Genomic DNA, 16,657 nt, shown 5'->3' with positions numbered 1-16,657 from the left:
AACGGGCGTAAACCTTACGCCTGACCACCGTTCCGCCGACCAGACTCTGCAGGTCTTCCGCCATCCCGGTGACCATGCCGTGCAGGTTAGAGACCGTCAGTGTCGGACGGGTAGCACTACCCTTACCGTTCAGTTCAAATCCCGTCCCCTGAATAGGGTATACCTGATACTGCCGCCCCTGCCAGGTGACCGGCTCACCTTTTTCGTTCTGCTCATTACAGAAAAAATAACGTTCACCACCGACCTCTGTCAGATCGATTTCCCAGAGCACCACCTGGGCTGACTGAGTAAGGCGTGTCGTCTCATGATGTGTTTCCTGTCGTATGTCCTGCATCAGATCACCACTTCGTCAAACTGACACGAAAAATCGGTATAGGTGATATGTTCTGTCGCTGACCACGTTCGACACACCACTCTGATTTTTCTGTTAATACCCGGCGGGCGCCAAAAAAAAGATTTATAGCCTCCATGCCGAGCCAGAAACAGTTCAAATGAATTACGTTCATTCGCCTCAACCCTGAAATCACAGGTAAAAACACGCAGAGAATGATTAAGTCCGTTTGGGCTTCGTTGTTCATAACCATCGCCAAATCTTACAGTTTTTATCGATGGCTTATTTTCTGTTTTCATTCCATCCTCTGGTAACCAGTAAAATTCTTCCGTATTAGCCACTTAACATTCCTCCATCACGTCGCATATTTAACAGAGCGCCCTGCACCCGCTGATCAACCATCCCCATAAGTGCTTTTATTGCCTGAGGACCAATCTCTCCATTCTGGCCGTCATTTTGAATAGTGATTTGGTATACAGGGGCATAAGTAATATCTCTGCCTCCATTACCACTTTTACTATTAATAGCTCTGACACCAAGAGAACCATCGGAAGTTCGCGTTAATGGCATAATAGCTTCCGGTCCAGCCTCACCAAAAACACCAGCTCCTTTTGCAAAAGCAAAAAATTGCGGGGAGTCATAAATACCGTTCGAATATGTACTCAATGACGGAGACTCATAAACACCGCCCTTTGCATTCGGAATAAATTTACTAATAGCACTCCCGATAGTTCCTAAAATACCCCCAGAAGAACTGTTACTAATGCTGTCGAAAATCCCAGTAATTGAAGCCTTTAATGCAATTCGGCTAAGATCTGAAATCACGGAAGTAGCGAAAGAACGAAAATTTGCCTTGCCTGTCGTGACAAAATCACCTAGCGCATCGGTCATCCCATCAAACATCTGAGTCGTGGTTGATTTTATTTGCGCACCGATATCCTTAGTGTCATCCAGCCAGTTATTGAATCCCTGGGAGGCACCACTAATCCAGTCTCCTGCCTGAATATCGAGCTGCTCGTTTTTCTGGCTGACAATTTCTTTTTCTCGCTCCAGAGCATCATTCAGAGCCTGCATTTTCTCCTGAAAAACATGATTTGACATTCCACGGGATTTATCTGCATAGTCACGTTCAAGTTGCAGACGCTGATTGTTATATTCACGTTCAATCCGCAGTAATTCCTGCTGGCGTTGCTGATTTTTATCGCCAACCCCATAACCAGCAATCTGAATATCATACCCCTGCTGACGATTATCAATCGAAGCCTGCAATGAATCACGCCATGCGGCTATTTCGGCGGATTCTTTGATTAGCCTGTTATTTTTTTCAATCGCAACATTTTTCTCCATCAACGCGGTTATTTCTTCCCGGTGTAAGAGAAGCGATTTCTGATCCTGGGTTAATTTCGATGACGGTCGTGACTCCAGGTCGGCAATCTGCTGACGCCACTTAACCAGTTCCTGTTCAGAGGAACTTAATTTAACGGTCAATTCAGCTTGTGAACTTAGTAACGCATTCTGTTGATTCAGATGATCAATCATTCGTTGGGCAGCATCATCCGAATAACCTTTCGCCTTTGGTTGCTTTGGATCTTTATAACGCTCATTTATTTGAGCGATAAGATTATTATATTCTTCCTTTGAATACTGATTCTTTAGCTTTTCCAGTTTTGCAAGTTCACTAGCTCTCTGCTGCTCCCGGGTCTGATATTGTTTTGAAAAAGCATCTGCTCTCTGTCTGAGTTCAATTCCTTCCTGTTGTCGCTTGTTGTAATCGTTTATTGATGAATTTAGTACGTCCTGAGCAATTTTTTCTGCTTGAAGTACGCCCAATTGCTGCTTTAATCGTGCCAGCTTTTTATTTTGAGCTCCGCCATCTCCAATGCCACCTAACCCGAAAACTCCGGGTCGGGTATTTTTTTCTATTTCATCAATTTGACGGAGAACATCTGAGATTTTTTGATCAAGGGAGGCCTCACGGCCAATATCCAGCATGGAATCCCATGCCCATTTTGCGGAGTCTGCGACAGCTTTCCATGCAGTCTCAAGATAACCAAGATTTTCTTTAATCTGGTTGGTGCGCTGGATCATTGAGGATGAGTATGCTTCTGTCGCAATGCGGGCGGCCTCCTGCTGGTTCCCTTCATCCTGTAGCGCCTTAATCTGGTTATAAGTCGCAAGTGTCAGAAAATGGTACTGATCATTAAGTTTTGATATAGCACTGACAGGATCCTTTGCAATTTCATTGAAGTCATTAACCAGTTGTTCGGTTGATATTCCTGTTACTTCGCTCGTTTTTACTATCGCTGTCGTCACTTGCTCCAGCGAACTGCTCGCTACCTTTCCCGAACGCACAAGCTGGTTTAATACTGCCGCCGCAGCGCCAGTTGTCGAATCAGCCGCATTCCCGGCACGTTGAGCTATATCGGCCAATTGCCCGCTGGTTGTCCCCAACTGATTTCCGGTAAGAATAAGAGATTTATTAAATTCGTCCTGCTCCTGAGAGCCTTTATAGTAAGCCAGCCCTAAGACGCCAACGGCTGCTGCGGCCAGGGTAAAAGGATTAATTAATCCCAGCACATAAGAACCTACACCTTTGATCGCCGGGCCAATCCCACCGAACATATCTTTTAGCTGGCCGCCCTGCTGCATTAACACCATAAATGGCGACTGACCAGTGGACAACCCAACAACAATATCCGTCATTTGTGCAGGCAACATGCGCATAGCAAAAGCCGTTTGTTTTGCCGACATTCCGGTTTTGCTTAATTGCGATTGAGTAACCTCAAGCTCACTCCGCATAGCACGAAGTTTTCCAGAAAGCTCCTCATACATTTCAGGAGAAAGCATCCCCTTAGCTTTTGCTTCATTGAGCTGTTTCTGTTGTTCTACCAGACGATTAAAAGCAGTTCCGACAGGATCAAGTTGAGCAATCAGACGTTGCAAAGCAGCAACCTGTTCATCATGTGCTTTTGCTGCTTCTCGCTCTGCCTGAGCCTCTCCGGTAAGCTCTCGCCGTGTTTCCTGTATTTTTCGGCTATAATTCTCAAACTGAGAACCATTTATTTTCCCGGATGCAAACGCAGCATTAAGTTCATCCTGCTGTTGTTCAAGATTTCTTAGCGCCGCAGCCAGAGGGTCGATCTTGTCCAGCATTCTTTGAAAGACCTGAGCCTGCGCTTCCTGCTGGGCGGCAGCAAGTTTTCCGGCCTTCTCGGCTTCTCTCTGCGCTTGCGCAACCCCGCTCAATTCCTCTGTGGTTTCATTAAGTTTACGGACAAGAAATTCATATTCTTCTTTATCAATAAGCCCTTTATCGAAAAATTTCTTTAATTCAGAATAGCGTCGACCGACAGTATCAATTGCGGCACCAACTGGATCAATAGCTGCTTTTAATTTTGCGAGCGCGTTCTTCTCATCTTCTGTTGCCTTAGTCACTTTCCCTGCGCTATTTGCAGCAGTTTCCCCAGCCTGCGTCATTTTGACTAATGAGGAGGCCAGATTGTCAGCATTATTTTTCGCTCCAGTGCTATCAATAATTATTGCGAGACGCGAGGTTTGCTCTGCCATTCATTAAAACTCCTGACAACAAAAAACCCACCGAAGTGGGTTTCAGGCGACATAATAGTAGATATAGCGATTACGAGGCCACGCAATGCTTTTCTCCAGGAGCATCATCGATTTAATTAAAGACACCATCACATCTCTGTAACAGAGTGTACGTAATTAACAACTACACACACTGCTCCTGAAAATACTGGTCATCCAGTGCAAAGATCACTGCTTCAAATTCATCGCGCTCAATCAATACCGGATGAGTGGCTAAATATTCATTTATCTCTGTCAGAGATAAAGGCAAAGGCACCCCAGTCATTCCAGCATAACGTCGGGCACGGGATATTACCGAATAGGCGTACAACAATTCCTTAAGCACCGGGTCTATTTCTGGTTCCGGTATCGGTGGCAACCTGAGTTTTTCTCGCTTCCATCTTGCCTTTTCACCCTTTTCTCCCCCGAACTCCGATAACCACCGCTGGGCGGCTATGGCTTTTTTATCGTATCCTGCTTCTGCTGCTCTTTACCCTGGGCGATGCTGGCTGCTTCTGCAAGGATCTGCCAGTACAACTCCGGATTCTGCTTAAGCAGCGCGATCCCTCGTTCTGGCGTATATTCCAGTGCAACCTCAACACCATCAACCAGTTCACCAACCCCTTTCCAGTCTTTCAGCAGATAACGAGCAGCATTATCAATGAGTAAATCATCAACAGAATCCACCTCGGAAACCTTTGCAATATCAAACTCCTTCGTTCCGACGTGCAAACTGGCATCCATTTTCTCAATGTGGCGACGGATTAATGCATTACGGGAGCGATACTGATCGTTATCGCTGCTTGCCACCAACAGTTTTAACCCGTCTACAGGTTTTAAGTCCTTCATTGGGGTAAACCAGCGTTCACCACCGATGATAATTTTCTGATTAAGAATAAACATCCATAACCTCATTCAATGCGCCCCCCTGTAGTGCAGTACCACAGGGGGAATAACGGAAAATCAACTAATCGCCTCAGCACTGGCTTTTGCGATCACGGCAGCCGGGGAGGCTTTTTTTCTGGTTATCGTAGGTGCTTCATCTGCTGCGGTAATGCTCAATTGAACCTGGATAATGTCGGTATTACCCCCATCAGGCCATTCACCTGACATCTGAACCTTCGGGAAACTGAAAGTGTATGCCCCCTCTCCATTCGAAAGCGTGAAGCTGAACGGAACTGTTTCTCCAGTCAGTGTTTTACTCCAGATTTCCCACGCGGCTTTAGACCATGAAAGCGTCACCGTACCGGACGGTGTAAAAGTAGTCGGAATATTTGCTCCTGCATAAGGCGAGCCAGTCCCGATACAACGCTGTGTCTGGAGTTTGTTATCGAACTGAATATCAAAACTGTCGATACAAAAACCGTTACCTCCGGCAACACCATTCAGGCTTACTGCTGAAACCTCCTTAAACGAATAACGTAGCTTTCCTGCACTATCCACAGGTTCGCCTTTGATAAAATTCGTATCATCGGCCTTTGATTCCCAGTCCAGCCCGGCAAAGGTTACGGTCGCCGTAATATCGCCGTCGTTAGGGATCTGCATTTTCCATGAGCCAACCTGCGCTCCTCTGACAACAGAGGCAATTCCGACATCGGACGCATAGGTCGCCAGAGAAAATGTTATTCGCTCATTCCCCATTGTCAGAGAATCACCTGACCATTCCGCGCCGAAACAGGATGCAAGAAAATCATCATGTTGACCCCAGCGAAATTTGGTACCAACATCACCGCCAACATCCACAGTGCCAGGCGTCGCCCCCTGAGCCATCCGGGAGCCACCAATCTCATTATTTTCGCCTTTATTCTGGGTGGGTTTTACTCCCCAGCTTGTGCGTTTTAATAAACTCCAGTCACCACTTGCTGGTGTGGTGCCTGCAACTGTCTCCCGGATAAATGCCGAGATAACCTTTGCACCTGAACTCACAGGAGCCTCCTATGTCATTAATTGCGCTAGAGCGCGCGATATGGAATTTGAAGATTAAGCTGGAACCAGCCATTCTTTTCGCCAACGGTTATTGAGGAAACAGCCTGGTAACTGAGACGGTCGTCATCCTGAAACTCAAACAGTTCCCGCAATTTATCGGCTGTCTCAGTAATGAGTTTTGAACCAGAACCTGCGGGGACAAATAACTGAATAATGATTATTCCCGTGCGATAAACAACCGGCCCCGCACCAATTTCATTAACTCCAGCCTGCCCGGGAATATTACTTAACCGCGCCCAGATTAACTTACCGGAAGGATCGAACGTTGGCCCGTTCGGATACAATACGTCTTTTCCATTAATAACCGTCTGTGCCGTCATTCTGGAAATGACCGTATTTCTGATTTCAGTAAACGTCATTTGTAAGCCTGTAAAACACCATGAAAAGCGTTGGCATACACGCCAGTTGGCGCTTGTTGTGAATGACCGTTTTCAAGAGCCTCTGCATAAGGAAGGTTATTCTGGATATAAATAATTCCGTAATTTGCAGCTTTCGAAATAACCCCGATCCCACGCTGAACCGCAATCGTACCGTTCGGATCCACGTTATCAGATATACCAAAATCGGGATGCTGTAACGACACCATGTTGTTATTTCTGAAACGCCCGGTATCAACCGGAGCAGCAATATCGATAGCAGTAAGAATCTGAATAGCGATGTAGCGAATTTTCAGCCCCACATCTTCCTCAATCATCCCGGCAAATATTGACGGTTCGATATCCCATGCCTTTGCCATTTACGCTCTCCTTAACTGGATTGAGTAAACTGATGCGGAAGGATCTACACTCGCTGTAATTACCTCGTATCGTTGCAACTGCCTTGATACAGGATCATAAATCTCAATAATATGGCCGACAGCGGGTTTATCCGTAACCTCGCATACCAGAGCTGTTAATTTAAGGTCACCATGCAAAATATTAATCCCATCAATTCTGCCCAGCTTATAACGCGTCAACACGCCTCGCCCGGTATAGGTTGCTGTGGATTCGCCGCCAGTTTCCGTCACTGGATTCCAGTTCCGGTGCGCAACGTAAGAACCAGAAAAATCACTCACGGCGTCTGCTAAATCCTCATCAAAAGCAGCGGCAACCTCTGACTGAATCTCTTCACGAAGCCCCATCATCCCCCCCTCACAACCCTGACTTGTGAGCGACTAAGTCCGTACGGTTTCAGCAGTGCTATCGCAAGCTGTAAATCGGGTTCAAGCAATGCAGTGCTGTTTGCTGGCAATTCAGCAAATGATTTCGATACACTGACCCCGTCAGCCGACACGGCTTTACTGATAACAACGCCAGAATCATTTTTCTGCTGAAACAACTTACCGACAGAGGCAATTCTGGCTGCATATGCTCCCGCAAGTTTTACCTCTTCCGGAATACGGGATGGGTTAATTTTCAGGCCGAAGCCATTAAGCCAGGCATTAGCCATTAAAACAGCTTTATTTTTAGCGTTCTCACTCGTCCAGGCGTTCCCAAACGCATTATCAACGTCATCACAGGTCACGTAAGTGATCATGTGTTACTCCTGAGTTTTCCAGCCCAGAGCCTTCCAGTTGTCAACTTCATCAGGATGAACATTAGCGATAGTTGGTGCGCCGGGAAACATCTGATAATCGGTCACCATAACCACTAACTCAATTTGCGTTTTTTGTGGCTCCTGAATTTGCTCCACATTTTGCTCCACCACTGCATTTTTTTGCGCGGCTTCACGCTGTGCTCTTTGCTCTTTAGTTAATCCGGCCATATACCCTCCATTAAAAATGGGGCCGAAGCCCCGTTTGGATGTTTAACCAAGAATCAGACAACCATGTGCCGGTTTCACTGACGAAACACCCCATGCCAGTCCAACTTCATAGCGCACCTGGCGATACTGACGATACAGTGCAATCTGGAACGTAATCCCTGAAATCGGGTCCGTAACATTCATTACATCATCAGCATTATCGCCACCTTCCGGCATTGCCGGAGTACGGGATGCCAGCAGAAACGCGTTGCGATCAAACGCCATATTTGCAGTAAAGGAGCCAACAACTGTGATTGCAGTATCATCGGCCAGATCCTGACGCAGTCCCGGTGCTGCAAGAGTAATCAGATTGCTGGTCGCTGCTGCCACAACATACTGATTAGGATCGCCAGCGAACGTAACAATCTGACCTGCAGAAATACTCCCCGAACCAGTATCAATGGAAATAAGAACATCGCCTTCTTTTTTCTCGCCATTCACGAGATAACCAGTTGCAGCAACCTTTGGCGCTCGTTTTACACCTGCCGAACTGTGAATATTGAATCCCTCCAGACGCCCCAACACGCCCTCACGCAGTAGCTGTTCAGTGCCGGATTCATTCACTTTAAACAATACAGACTGTTTTCCGCGCAAATTAGCAATGGCAGTGGAACCAAGCACCATCTGCAGATCTGTTGTCGGTGCGCCGTTATCCTCCAGAACCTGACGAGCCAGAGCAGCATCAGAAAGATCATCTTTAACACCAAACGGCGTTGTCCCTGCGGTTCCCACGGCGCGGGAAGCACCGAAATACAACACACCAAGATCAGCCTCAACCTCGTTTGCAAGGGCGCGAAAAGCCTGCTTGAACTGATCAGCCAGAATGGTGTTGTAAGTCCCTGAAGGGCCAAGAGCCAGTTGTTCTTCACCATTCCATTTAACCGGCGCCATTTTGGATTTAGTAATTTTTACATCAACAGTGCCAATATTTTGATCACCGGTATTCGGAGCTGACGGCCCCGGTACGATATCTTCGGTTTTCGCCTCAGGCGCAACTGGCGCGGTTACCGTCTGATCTTTTGCTGCGGCGTCAGCTTTTGCGTTTTTTGCTACCGCAGGGATAAAACCTACCTGCTCACGGGATACAACATCCAGGGCGGTGTAAATAGTCGGGATCAACCCGGTCAGGGTATTTCCAGCCATAATTAAATATTCCTTAAAAATTTGCGTAATTGTGAATGGATTGAGTAGTGAGCTATCCAGCCCTGACACCAACTCCCATCCGGAAGCTGGCAAATGTATTAATCAACGATTGTGATACCGTCTTTCAGTGCGTTTTGCTTACCTGCAACATCCAGTGCATCAAAAGCAGAGCGTTTCATCGTTTTCTGACCAATATCATGCTGTGTCGGACGGGAACCGCCGCCATTGTTGCCACTGGCTTTCAGGATGTAGTCTTTCTGAGGGTAATTTTCGACGAGGAACTCCAGCGCCTCATCAAACTGCGCCAGTTCTCCTGGCTTCGCGCGGGAATAAATTTTGTTGCCGGAAGCGTCATAAGCAACGATCTTCCCTTCTTCCACTTTGAATGCCTGTCCGAAGCGGGCTTGTAATAAATCTGCCGGGATCGCAATTTTATCGGCAATATATTTTGAACCCGCAAAACTACCGCCAATCATAGAATCGTAAAGCTGCTTCTCCAGCATCTGAGAGCGTTGCTTTTCTTCATCTAATTGCTGCTGAAAATTTTTCGTAATTTCTGCCTTAACCTGGTCAACCTATCCCGCATCGATCAGCTTTTTCTGGTCGATTTTTGACAGCATTTCCAGTGCCTCAATCGCCTTCTTCGGGTCTTCGATAGCGGCAAACTTAGCCAGTTTTTCCTCTGCAGCTTCTTTAGCCAGGCGATGATTTTTTGCCTCGCCATTAAGCTCTGTAATTTTTTTTGTCGCCAGCGGTGCATCGAAGCCGATTTCTTTACCATCGTCGTGCACATAGACTGGCAGGCCAGCAGTATCAATTTCTGCGTATTGTTTTCCGTTAATCTCGACCGTTTTCAGTTTCATATTAGTACCTGGTTTAAGTCTTCTGACGGTTACGCTGCTCACCATCCGGATCGCAGCAATAAAAAAGGCCACCCGAAGGTAGCCTGTTGTAATAAATGATTTATTTAAATCCCTGCTTTTCTGAATACCTGTGCATCACGCTCACGGAGTTGCTTCAGCGTCAGCCATTCGCCTTTATCGGTGTAAAATTCATCTGGCGACATACCACCATCCCGAATCAGCTTTGCCCGGGTTTCCCCCACAATCTGTTTTTGTCTGGTGTAAGGCTGACGCAAAAACCATTCCCTGTAGGTTGTATCTCCGGCCACCACGCCATCCATGCTGGCCCGCTCAGCCGGGGAAATATCACGAACATCAATACCCAGTTCCTTCGCTGATTTCAGAATGAACGTTTCCGTTGAGCGGCAGCAGAAATGAATTTTTCCCGGCCCCTGCAAATAAGGCACGCTGTGACCTACAGGTTTATTATCCAGCGTATATTTGAGGCGATCCCTGATTCGACATTGTGGCGTAGTACGATTATCAAGCGTTGATAACCATTGCTTACCCTTAATCAAATCATTATTCGCGCGTGCAAAACTCTCACGAGCAGTAGCAGCAAGATGTCCAACCGCTGTTTTTGCAATGCTGGCCGCATTAGCCCGGCTCATCTGCAATGCACCATCCTGAAATCCCTTACTGACATGTCCCCGAATTTTTCTTGCGATCTGCTCATTGGTATCCCCCAGCAAAAAACCCTGACGCACCGTATTTGTTATGCGTCTGAGCCGATCCGCCTCAAGATCTGAGGCCCACTCACTGAGCAGTCGTCCCTGGAATGGTCGCGCCATTGCAGCGGCGTAAAGTGCATCAGAAGAGATACCAACCAGAGGGTGAACATCAGCAACAAAATCAGGTAGCAGAGAATCAAACAGACTTAACTGATAACCAGCCTCATAAATTGCCAGCTCGTTCAGCTCTCCGGAGAGACTGGTAAACATACTGTTAATAGCAGCGCGGTTAACCTCTCTGACACTCGCCAGAAGTGACTCCAGGCGCGTAACGGTAAAACTACCAGGATCGAGGCTGTCCAGTGCTACCAGCAGGCGAGCTGTAAGCTCCGCATCGCTGTCATTCAGTATTTTCACCATTCTGGCAGCCACACCAGTGCTATAGCGGGATATCCAGACTGCATGAACAATTGATTCATCACGCAGCCGTTCATTCACGGTTTGCATCATTGATTTCCATCAGCATTACACTCTGATTTTTTAATTCATCGATCACTTCCTCTGGACGGGAATCCTGATCGATAAATTTCAACGCCTGCAACACCCGAACCGCATCAATCTGACGTATATCACCGCCCTGACGCAATGACTGAACAGCCAGCGCGGAGGATGAGTCAAACACCTGGGCAGATACATCCAGTTCAGTGCGCACATCCACATTGCCACCGCAACTCTCTCCGCTCCATTCCGCCATTATCTGGAGAATATTATCGAGGGCATCTTCGAGGGAGTTCGCCATTGTATAAAGCGGCGAGTGTTCCTGCATCCGCTCTTCATTAGTCTGATCAACAGATTTGGTGGATGTATTTTCAGCCCGCAGAAGTTTAGCGCCGGCATGACGCATCTGATTTTCCAGCTTCTCAAGTGATGTTTCGCCAGATTCTATCGCTGCGCCACTATGTTCAACATATTCGAGGCCATTTTTTGTTCTGTCCTCAAAAATCGTAGCGGTGGATGCACCAACCGTCAGTTCTTCATTCCTGTCCAGCCCGTAGGCCACCAGCAATGGAACGCGGGCAACATGAAGAATATTGTCCTGCTCGCTCTGGCTTTGCCAGTGCTTGATATTCAGCAAGCCAAGATTAAGCAATGGCGGTGTACCACGCATAAACCCTGTTTTCTTCGTATACAGTGTTACCAGAGGAATATCATCACGGCTGGTATTCCATGACTCATGAAGCGTCCAGACAGATTCGCCATTAGTACCTTCGCTGCGTCGATAAATTTCAACTCGACGGGGCATAATATGGCGGATCTGCTCCACCTTCTTCTGCCCGAAATCATCACCATCAATAATGATGACCTCTTTTATACGCAAATCAGTGAGAACAACTTTCCCTTTTTCAACTTTCGATTTCCATCCAATAACCTGGCGTGGATTCAGCATCGTAACGTACGGGCGACCACCGGCCGCGTTTTCATCGGCTTTTGTCCGAATCTCTTTCATATCCGTTCGTGGATAGTCCACCAGCGCATGTGCCACACCATACTGAAATGCGAGACTGAAAAATTGCTGCGCCCACACATCCAGTCGGCTCCCCTCCATGTCGATATTTTCTGCATATTCCCTGATTTTTTCCGGCGTTTCCTCACTCAATACTGTCGGCTCTGCAAATATGCGCCCAATATTTTGTTTGATGCTTTCTTCATACACAGGAAGTAGCGTAGCCACAGACAGGCGTTTTTTATAAGCGTCTTCATCTTCATTAGGCCATTTGGGGAGATAATTTTCCCCCTGCCTGCGCATTTCAAGCGTACCGCCCATCAATGCGTCGTTAATATCCCACGCCTCCAGCATATCGTTATAGTCGAGGTTGGGTGTTGATATATCAGCCATAATTAAATCCGAAGTGATGTGACTCTTCCGGTCGGTTTGACAATAGGGAATTGCTTAACGATGAAATAACCTCCGGCATCATTCGGGTGATCATTGCCAGATTTTTTATCAGGCTCCCCCTTATCATCCCAGACCTGTTGCTCCAGAGATTCGGCATATACCGGACAACGCTTCACATTAACTTTATAGCGACGCTCACCATTGGCATTGCAGAACATTGCATTCATTGAGTTAACGCGATCTTTTACTGGCGGGTTCGAGCTGTTCACCACAACGTTAAAACCAGCCTGCTTAAGCTGGGCTATATCCGTCGTACTTGCGTTACTTGATTTTCTGGAATCTCCGGAAGCATCTGGATAAATATAAATCTCCCTCACTTTCCGGTAATCATTCCCGTCATACAGCCAGAAGCGTTCTTTAATGATGCGGATCATATCCGGCGTATCGTAGGCATTGATGATTTCAGTTACCGCACATGGAAGCCCCAAACGCAGCACATGGACGATCCCCGCCATCTTTCCAACGTTAAAATCCATCCCAATATAAATCGGCTCCCCTGGCTGCTCCACTTCTTCGCAATTATTCAGTTTCCGGTCAAACTGATGGTAAACAGTACCACTTGTCAGGTTAGTAAACTGTCCTCGAAGATAGGCTTTAATCAGCTCTGGAGGGTATGATTCAAGAAGCGAAGGAATGTAATCTGCTGGCAGGTTCTTTTCATTATCGAAAGTAGATGCCTGCACCAGACCATACAGTGAGGCCAGCTCTGTTTTTTCACGCACGGCTTTAACAAACTGCTCGTAGACAAATTTGAATCCTTCCGGCGTGGTTGTAACGTCAATACCGTTGCGAAGTCCATCAATCTTATAACGCATACGCGCAATTATCTTGCGCCACGCCGTTCTGGCTTTTTCCTTCGGCAAAATGTCCAGTTCATCCACCAGCGCATTACCAATTTTGAAACCGACGATCGTTTGTGGCTTCTCCATCGATCTGCAGATAGTGGTTCCCCGATACTGGCGTCCGTAATAAAAGTGAACCTCTTTATTTCCCTCATTAATTTTTACGTTCAATCCCCAGTCAGCAGCAACTTCTTCCACTGTAGGGTAAAAAATATCGCGAATTTGGGGATACGTTGGCGCAAAATATCCCTGATTTATACCTGGATGCTCCCAAATCCCCTTGCATATGCCGCCACACCCAACCCATGTTTTGCCCGAGCCAAAACCAGCAATATAGGCTTTAAATTTATGGGGCATTGAAAGAAATCGCGCCTGAGGCACATTAAGCGTCGGAGAGATCATCTTCATCACTCCTTACTCTGGCATCAACCACATTAATATTGATCGCCACAGGCTGGGGATGTTCATTATCTTCCACCGTTTCGATCTCTTTGCGCAGCTTCTGGTTTTCCATTCTGCGTCGTTCAATTTCCAGTTCCTGTAGCCGCTTATCTGCACATAAAGCCCCGCCAGCAGAAAGCAAACGCAACAATTCACGCCGGGCGGCAGCCTTATCCTCCAGCAGGATCTCAACGCCGAATTTTCCGAGTTTTGCCCCTGCATATAATTGCCGCGCATCCCCATCAAGCAGAGTGGTATCAGCCATATAAAGCTGTCCCGTTCCCTCACCGCAGCACTTCGGGCAGTCCGGATTGGGTATGGCGTTATCAACAAAGCCGAGGCCTCCATATTCCGGTTCGGGTTTGCCATCTCTGGAAGCCTGCGCCGCTGCCTTGTCGAATTCTGCTATATCGCGCCACTGGTAGAGATGATTCTCGCCCCAGCAATAACGGCAGTTAACACGGCGAAATTGTGCAAGCTGATTGGGGTCGGCCAGGACAATGGCCATCAACTGACTCACCAGTAAATCCAGGTCTGCGGTATAGCGTTTCTGGTACTGATTGCGGAAGTAGCTGATAGCGCGAAAAACCCTGGCATTTCTAAGCATACGACTGGCGTTGCTGTTAGCTGTCGCACCTTGCCCCTCATAACCGGCTAGTCGGTACGCCTCTGTCGGCTTTTTCCCCTGAGCAACAAGCATCGCAAACTTAGCCTGCTGGTCAGAAATGCCGAATTCATCGGGACAGAACGAAAATTCCTCCGCGTCGCCCTCATTCAGGCCCGCATCGAATACTGGCTTTTTTTCCTGAGATTTTTCGTTCCGCTTTTGTGCAGTCTGCGCAGATTTTTTCTGCGCACTTTTTTGCGCAGTTTTGCGCATTTCTGTCTGCGCATTTTTCGGAGGTTTTTTGATGTAACGACGGGCTGTTGCGTAATTCAGTCCCCTTGCTTCACACCATGCCACCGGAGATATACCGGAGCGGGTGTATTCAGCAATATACTCCTGCTGCAACGCCCCCCAGTCCGGTCTGCTCATCAGTTAGTCCTGATTTTTATCCACCCTGAGTAGTTCGCGCAGAGCAAAGGCATCCCCTTTTCTGGCAAGCTTAAACAATGCCGCTCGTAACTCGGCTTCACCTTTCGCTCTGCCCTTACGGATGGCCGCATAAAAATCTGTCATTGCTTCCCGATTTTCTTTCAGTCGGTTCAGATCAACATCCAGAACGTCAGCGATTTGTTGTGCAGTCATCCGGCACGCTGCCAGAGACTCGACTTTCGAATACGGAATCATTTGTCACCCCTATTGATATGCAGGGTGTCTTCTTCCTGTATTTTTCGTGAAGGATTTTTACTGCAGCGTTGTTCCAGGTGACCTGATGGTGAATGCGTTTATGGCTGGCACCCATCAGTGAGATTTTTACGCACGACGGCGCATACATGACGGAGTAAAAACTTTTAACGTAGGTTCCGGAATCCAGATACAGCTCGGTCATTCCGCCGCTGTTTTTCTGCGTCTGTTTCTGCCCTAACTGGACAGCACCGATCGTCATAAACAATTCACCACAGCGACCGAGATTCGTGTACGTATTCACATCCTCGTTAATGCGCCCCATGAATGAGAACGGTCGATCAACCGAACAGATAAAGCTGTTCATTGCCTTGCGTTTCACCCACGAAGCATGGCCGCCATTGTCACCAAGAAAATCCCCGCCCTGCGACATAGCGATGGAAAGAGCAGGTATTGATTCGTAGTACGCCAGCATTTCAGAAAGGATCGCATCCAGTTTCCTTATCGGAAAATAGGCCTGGTCATAGTTGCGATCCACCCGAAACTGGAACTCGTGATAATCATCATCGAGCTGAATGAAGTATTTACACCCGACCAGTTTTGCCAGGTCGAAACAGGCATTACGGGCGTAAAAAATTGAGCGGCGGTCACCGAAATTATCGGCTTCGTCAAAACGACTGGCGATATCGGCTTTGGAAAACACCAGCACCTGTTCACCAAATTCAGCCATGTACTGATGCCGTGTCTTATCTTCATCATCAACAACGATAAAAATTTTCCCGGTATAGCCAGCACGACGCAACGTCCGGTAAGTCAGAACTTTGTCCGGTCGCCCGTGAGTCAGAATAAAGGCGCAAAAATCATCACGCATATTCCTCCTCCTCACCACCATGCATGATCTCCACCATGCGCTGCGTCATCCGGACAAATCCATTTTCAATAGCCTGCTGATAATCAATGATCACCAGCGCCGACTCCTCGAAAAAACACTGAATTTCAGCGGGGGCGTGAGCGTAATAGTCCGCAATTCTGCTGAAATTAAACACCGTGTGACGTTCTGCCGCACACAGGAGGAATTTCTCAATATCAGGCTCAAGAGACGCCGAACGTATCCGGCTGATCAGCTCCTGAGTTTTCGTATCGTCGTACAGTTCACTGATATCCGGTTTACCGCCCGACGGCTCATAAACAGGCGTATCAATTTTCGTCGTATACGGCTCCTCCTCATTTTCTGTACCGGGCAAAACATCCGTCAACAGTTCATCAATTTCTGTCGGGCTGAAGCCTGTCAGGGAGACATCAAAATCAGCATTGATTAGGTCCGACAGCTCCATCCGTAACAGATCTTCATCCCAGCCAGCATTCATCGGCAGGCGATTATCTGCCAGGCGGTACGCCTTTTTCTGATCATCCATCAAACCAGACAGAACGATGACCGGAATGGAATCCATTTTGAGCACTTCAGCCGCCATAACGCGACCGTGACCAGCAATAATTTCGCCCTTTTCATCAATCAGCACCGGATTAGTCCAGCCGAATTGCTTAATGCTTTCTACCAGTTGTGCCACCTGCTCAGGGCTGTGTGTCCTGGCGTTGTGTGCATACGGAGACAGTTCTTGTAAAGGGCGATAGACGATCTTCAATTTCTCGCTCATACAGCCTTGCTTTATGAATAAAACGCACCCCAGCAGCCAGTGCTACTGGGGGCGGAGGTGTTGCTGGTAAAGTT

General features: G+C 47.5%; 18 protein-coding genes and 1 pseudogene. All 19 read right to left on the bottom strand.

The features are described from left to right. On the bottom strand, nucleotides 1-334 hold a 334-nt coding region (locus ACJHX4_RS14385; RefSeq protein WP_410239914.1), incomplete at its 3' end, for a phage minor tail protein L. Further along, entirely contained in the window at nucleotides 334-672 is a 339-nt protein-coding gene (locus ACJHX4_RS14380; protein WP_000024053.1) for a phage tail protein, read from the bottom strand. The genes ACJHX4_RS14385 and ACJHX4_RS14380, both read right to left, overlap by 1 nt. Next, on the bottom strand, nucleotides 665-3,898 hold the full coding sequence (locus tag ACJHX4_RS14375) for a phage tail tape measure protein (RefSeq protein ID WP_000840612.1): 3,234 nt from the start codon (nucleotides 3,896-3,898) through the stop codon (nucleotides 665-667). The genes ACJHX4_RS14380 and ACJHX4_RS14375 overlap by 8 nt, the downstream gene beginning before the upstream one ends. Nucleotides 3,899-4,369: 471 nt before the next feature. Further along, a complete protein-coding gene (gene ydaY, locus ACJHX4_RS14370; protein ID WP_122984268.1) occupies nucleotides 4,370-4,729 on the bottom strand; it encodes a protein YdaY in 360 nt (119 codons plus the stop codon). 150 nt (nucleotides 4,730-4,879) lie between these two features. Then, complete coding sequence (locus tag ACJHX4_RS14365) at nucleotides 4,880-5,842, bottom strand: phage tail tube protein (RefSeq protein WP_000094291.1); 963 nt, start codon at nucleotides 5,840-5,842, stop codon at nucleotides 4,880-4,882. Between the two features lie 26 nt (nucleotides 5,843-5,868). Continuing rightward, entirely contained in the window at nucleotides 5,869-6,261 is a 393-nt protein-coding gene (locus tag ACJHX4_RS14360) for a phage tail terminator-like protein (RefSeq protein ID WP_000144682.1), read from the bottom strand. Further along, nucleotides 6,258-6,638 (bottom strand): hypothetical protein, encoded by a 381-nt coding sequence (locus ACJHX4_RS14355; protein ID WP_001029818.1) that lies wholly within the window; start codon nucleotides 6,636-6,638, stop codon nucleotides 6,258-6,260. Before ACJHX4_RS14355 ends, ACJHX4_RS14360 begins: the two co-directional genes overlap by 4 nt. Then, on the bottom strand, nucleotides 6,639-7,022 hold the full coding sequence (locus ACJHX4_RS14350) for a hypothetical protein (protein ID WP_024187589.1): 384 nt from the start codon (nucleotides 7,020-7,022) through the stop codon (nucleotides 6,639-6,641). Beyond that, nucleotides 7,022-7,417, bottom strand: a complete 396-nt coding sequence (locus ACJHX4_RS14345; RefSeq protein WP_000634207.1) for a hypothetical protein — start codon at nucleotides 7,415-7,417, stop codon at nucleotides 7,022-7,024. Before ACJHX4_RS14345 ends, ACJHX4_RS14350 begins: the two co-directional genes overlap by 1 nt. A gap of 3 nt (nucleotides 7,418-7,420) precedes the next feature. Continuing rightward, entirely contained in the window at nucleotides 7,421-7,645 is a 225-nt protein-coding gene (locus ACJHX4_RS14340) for a hypothetical protein (protein WP_000908083.1), read from the bottom strand. A gap of 42 nt (nucleotides 7,646-7,687) precedes the next feature. Beyond that, nucleotides 7,688-8,827 (bottom strand): P22 phage major capsid protein family protein, encoded by a 1,140-nt coding sequence (locus ACJHX4_RS14335; RefSeq protein WP_000918489.1) that lies wholly within the window; start codon nucleotides 8,825-8,827, stop codon nucleotides 7,688-7,690. Between the two features lie 98 nt (nucleotides 8,828-8,925). Then, nucleotides 8,926-9,690: pseudogene (locus ACJHX4_RS14330) on the bottom strand (DUF6651 domain-containing protein). A gap of 104 nt (nucleotides 9,691-9,794) precedes the next feature. Next, nucleotides 9,795-10,907 carry a phage minor head protein gene (locus ACJHX4_RS14325; RefSeq protein ID WP_124831069.1) on the bottom strand — a complete coding sequence of 371 codons (1,113 nt, stop codon included), beginning with the start codon at nucleotides 10,905-10,907 and terminating at the stop codon, nucleotides 9,795-9,797. Then, entirely contained in the window at nucleotides 10,891-12,297 is a 1,407-nt protein-coding gene (locus tag ACJHX4_RS14320; RefSeq protein ID WP_000763705.1) for a DUF4055 domain-containing protein, read from the bottom strand. Before ACJHX4_RS14320 ends, ACJHX4_RS14325 begins: the two co-directional genes overlap by 17 nt. Nucleotides 12,298-12,299: 2 nt before the next feature. Further along, a complete protein-coding gene (locus tag ACJHX4_RS14315) occupies nucleotides 12,300-13,601 on the bottom strand; it encodes a terminase large subunit domain-containing protein (protein WP_000625349.1) in 1,302 nt (433 codons plus the stop codon). Further along, nucleotides 13,582-14,676: a terminase small subunit gene (locus ACJHX4_RS14310; RefSeq protein WP_000089437.1), complete on the bottom strand. Its 1,095-nt coding sequence runs from the start codon at nucleotides 14,674-14,676 to the stop codon at nucleotides 13,582-13,584. The genes ACJHX4_RS14315 and ACJHX4_RS14310 overlap by 20 nt, the downstream gene beginning before the upstream one ends. A 3-nt stretch (nucleotides 14,677-14,679) precedes the next feature. Then, nucleotides 14,680-14,889, bottom strand: a complete 210-nt coding sequence (locus ACJHX4_RS14305) for a hypothetical protein (RefSeq protein WP_000126788.1) — start codon at nucleotides 14,887-14,889, stop codon at nucleotides 14,680-14,682. Beyond that, entirely contained in the window at nucleotides 14,867-15,799 is a 933-nt protein-coding gene (locus tag ACJHX4_RS14300) for a hypothetical protein (RefSeq protein ID WP_001204031.1), read from the bottom strand. Before ACJHX4_RS14300 ends, ACJHX4_RS14305 begins: the two co-directional genes overlap by 23 nt. After that, nucleotides 15,792-16,583: a ParB/Srx family N-terminal domain-containing protein gene (locus tag ACJHX4_RS14295; protein WP_001516459.1), complete on the bottom strand. Its 792-nt coding sequence runs from the start codon at nucleotides 16,581-16,583 to the stop codon at nucleotides 15,792-15,794. The genes ACJHX4_RS14300 and ACJHX4_RS14295 overlap by 8 nt, the downstream gene beginning before the upstream one ends. Nucleotides 16,584-16,657: the final 74 nt, after the last annotated feature.

The organism is Escherichia sp. WS2035 (genome assembly GCF_046487065.1).
Taxonomy (GTDB): Bacteria; Pseudomonadota; Gammaproteobacteria; order Enterobacterales; family Enterobacteriaceae; genus Escherichia; species Escherichia coli.
Note: the sequence above shows the minus strand (reverse complement) of the source record. Positions and strands in the feature narration are given on the sequence as shown.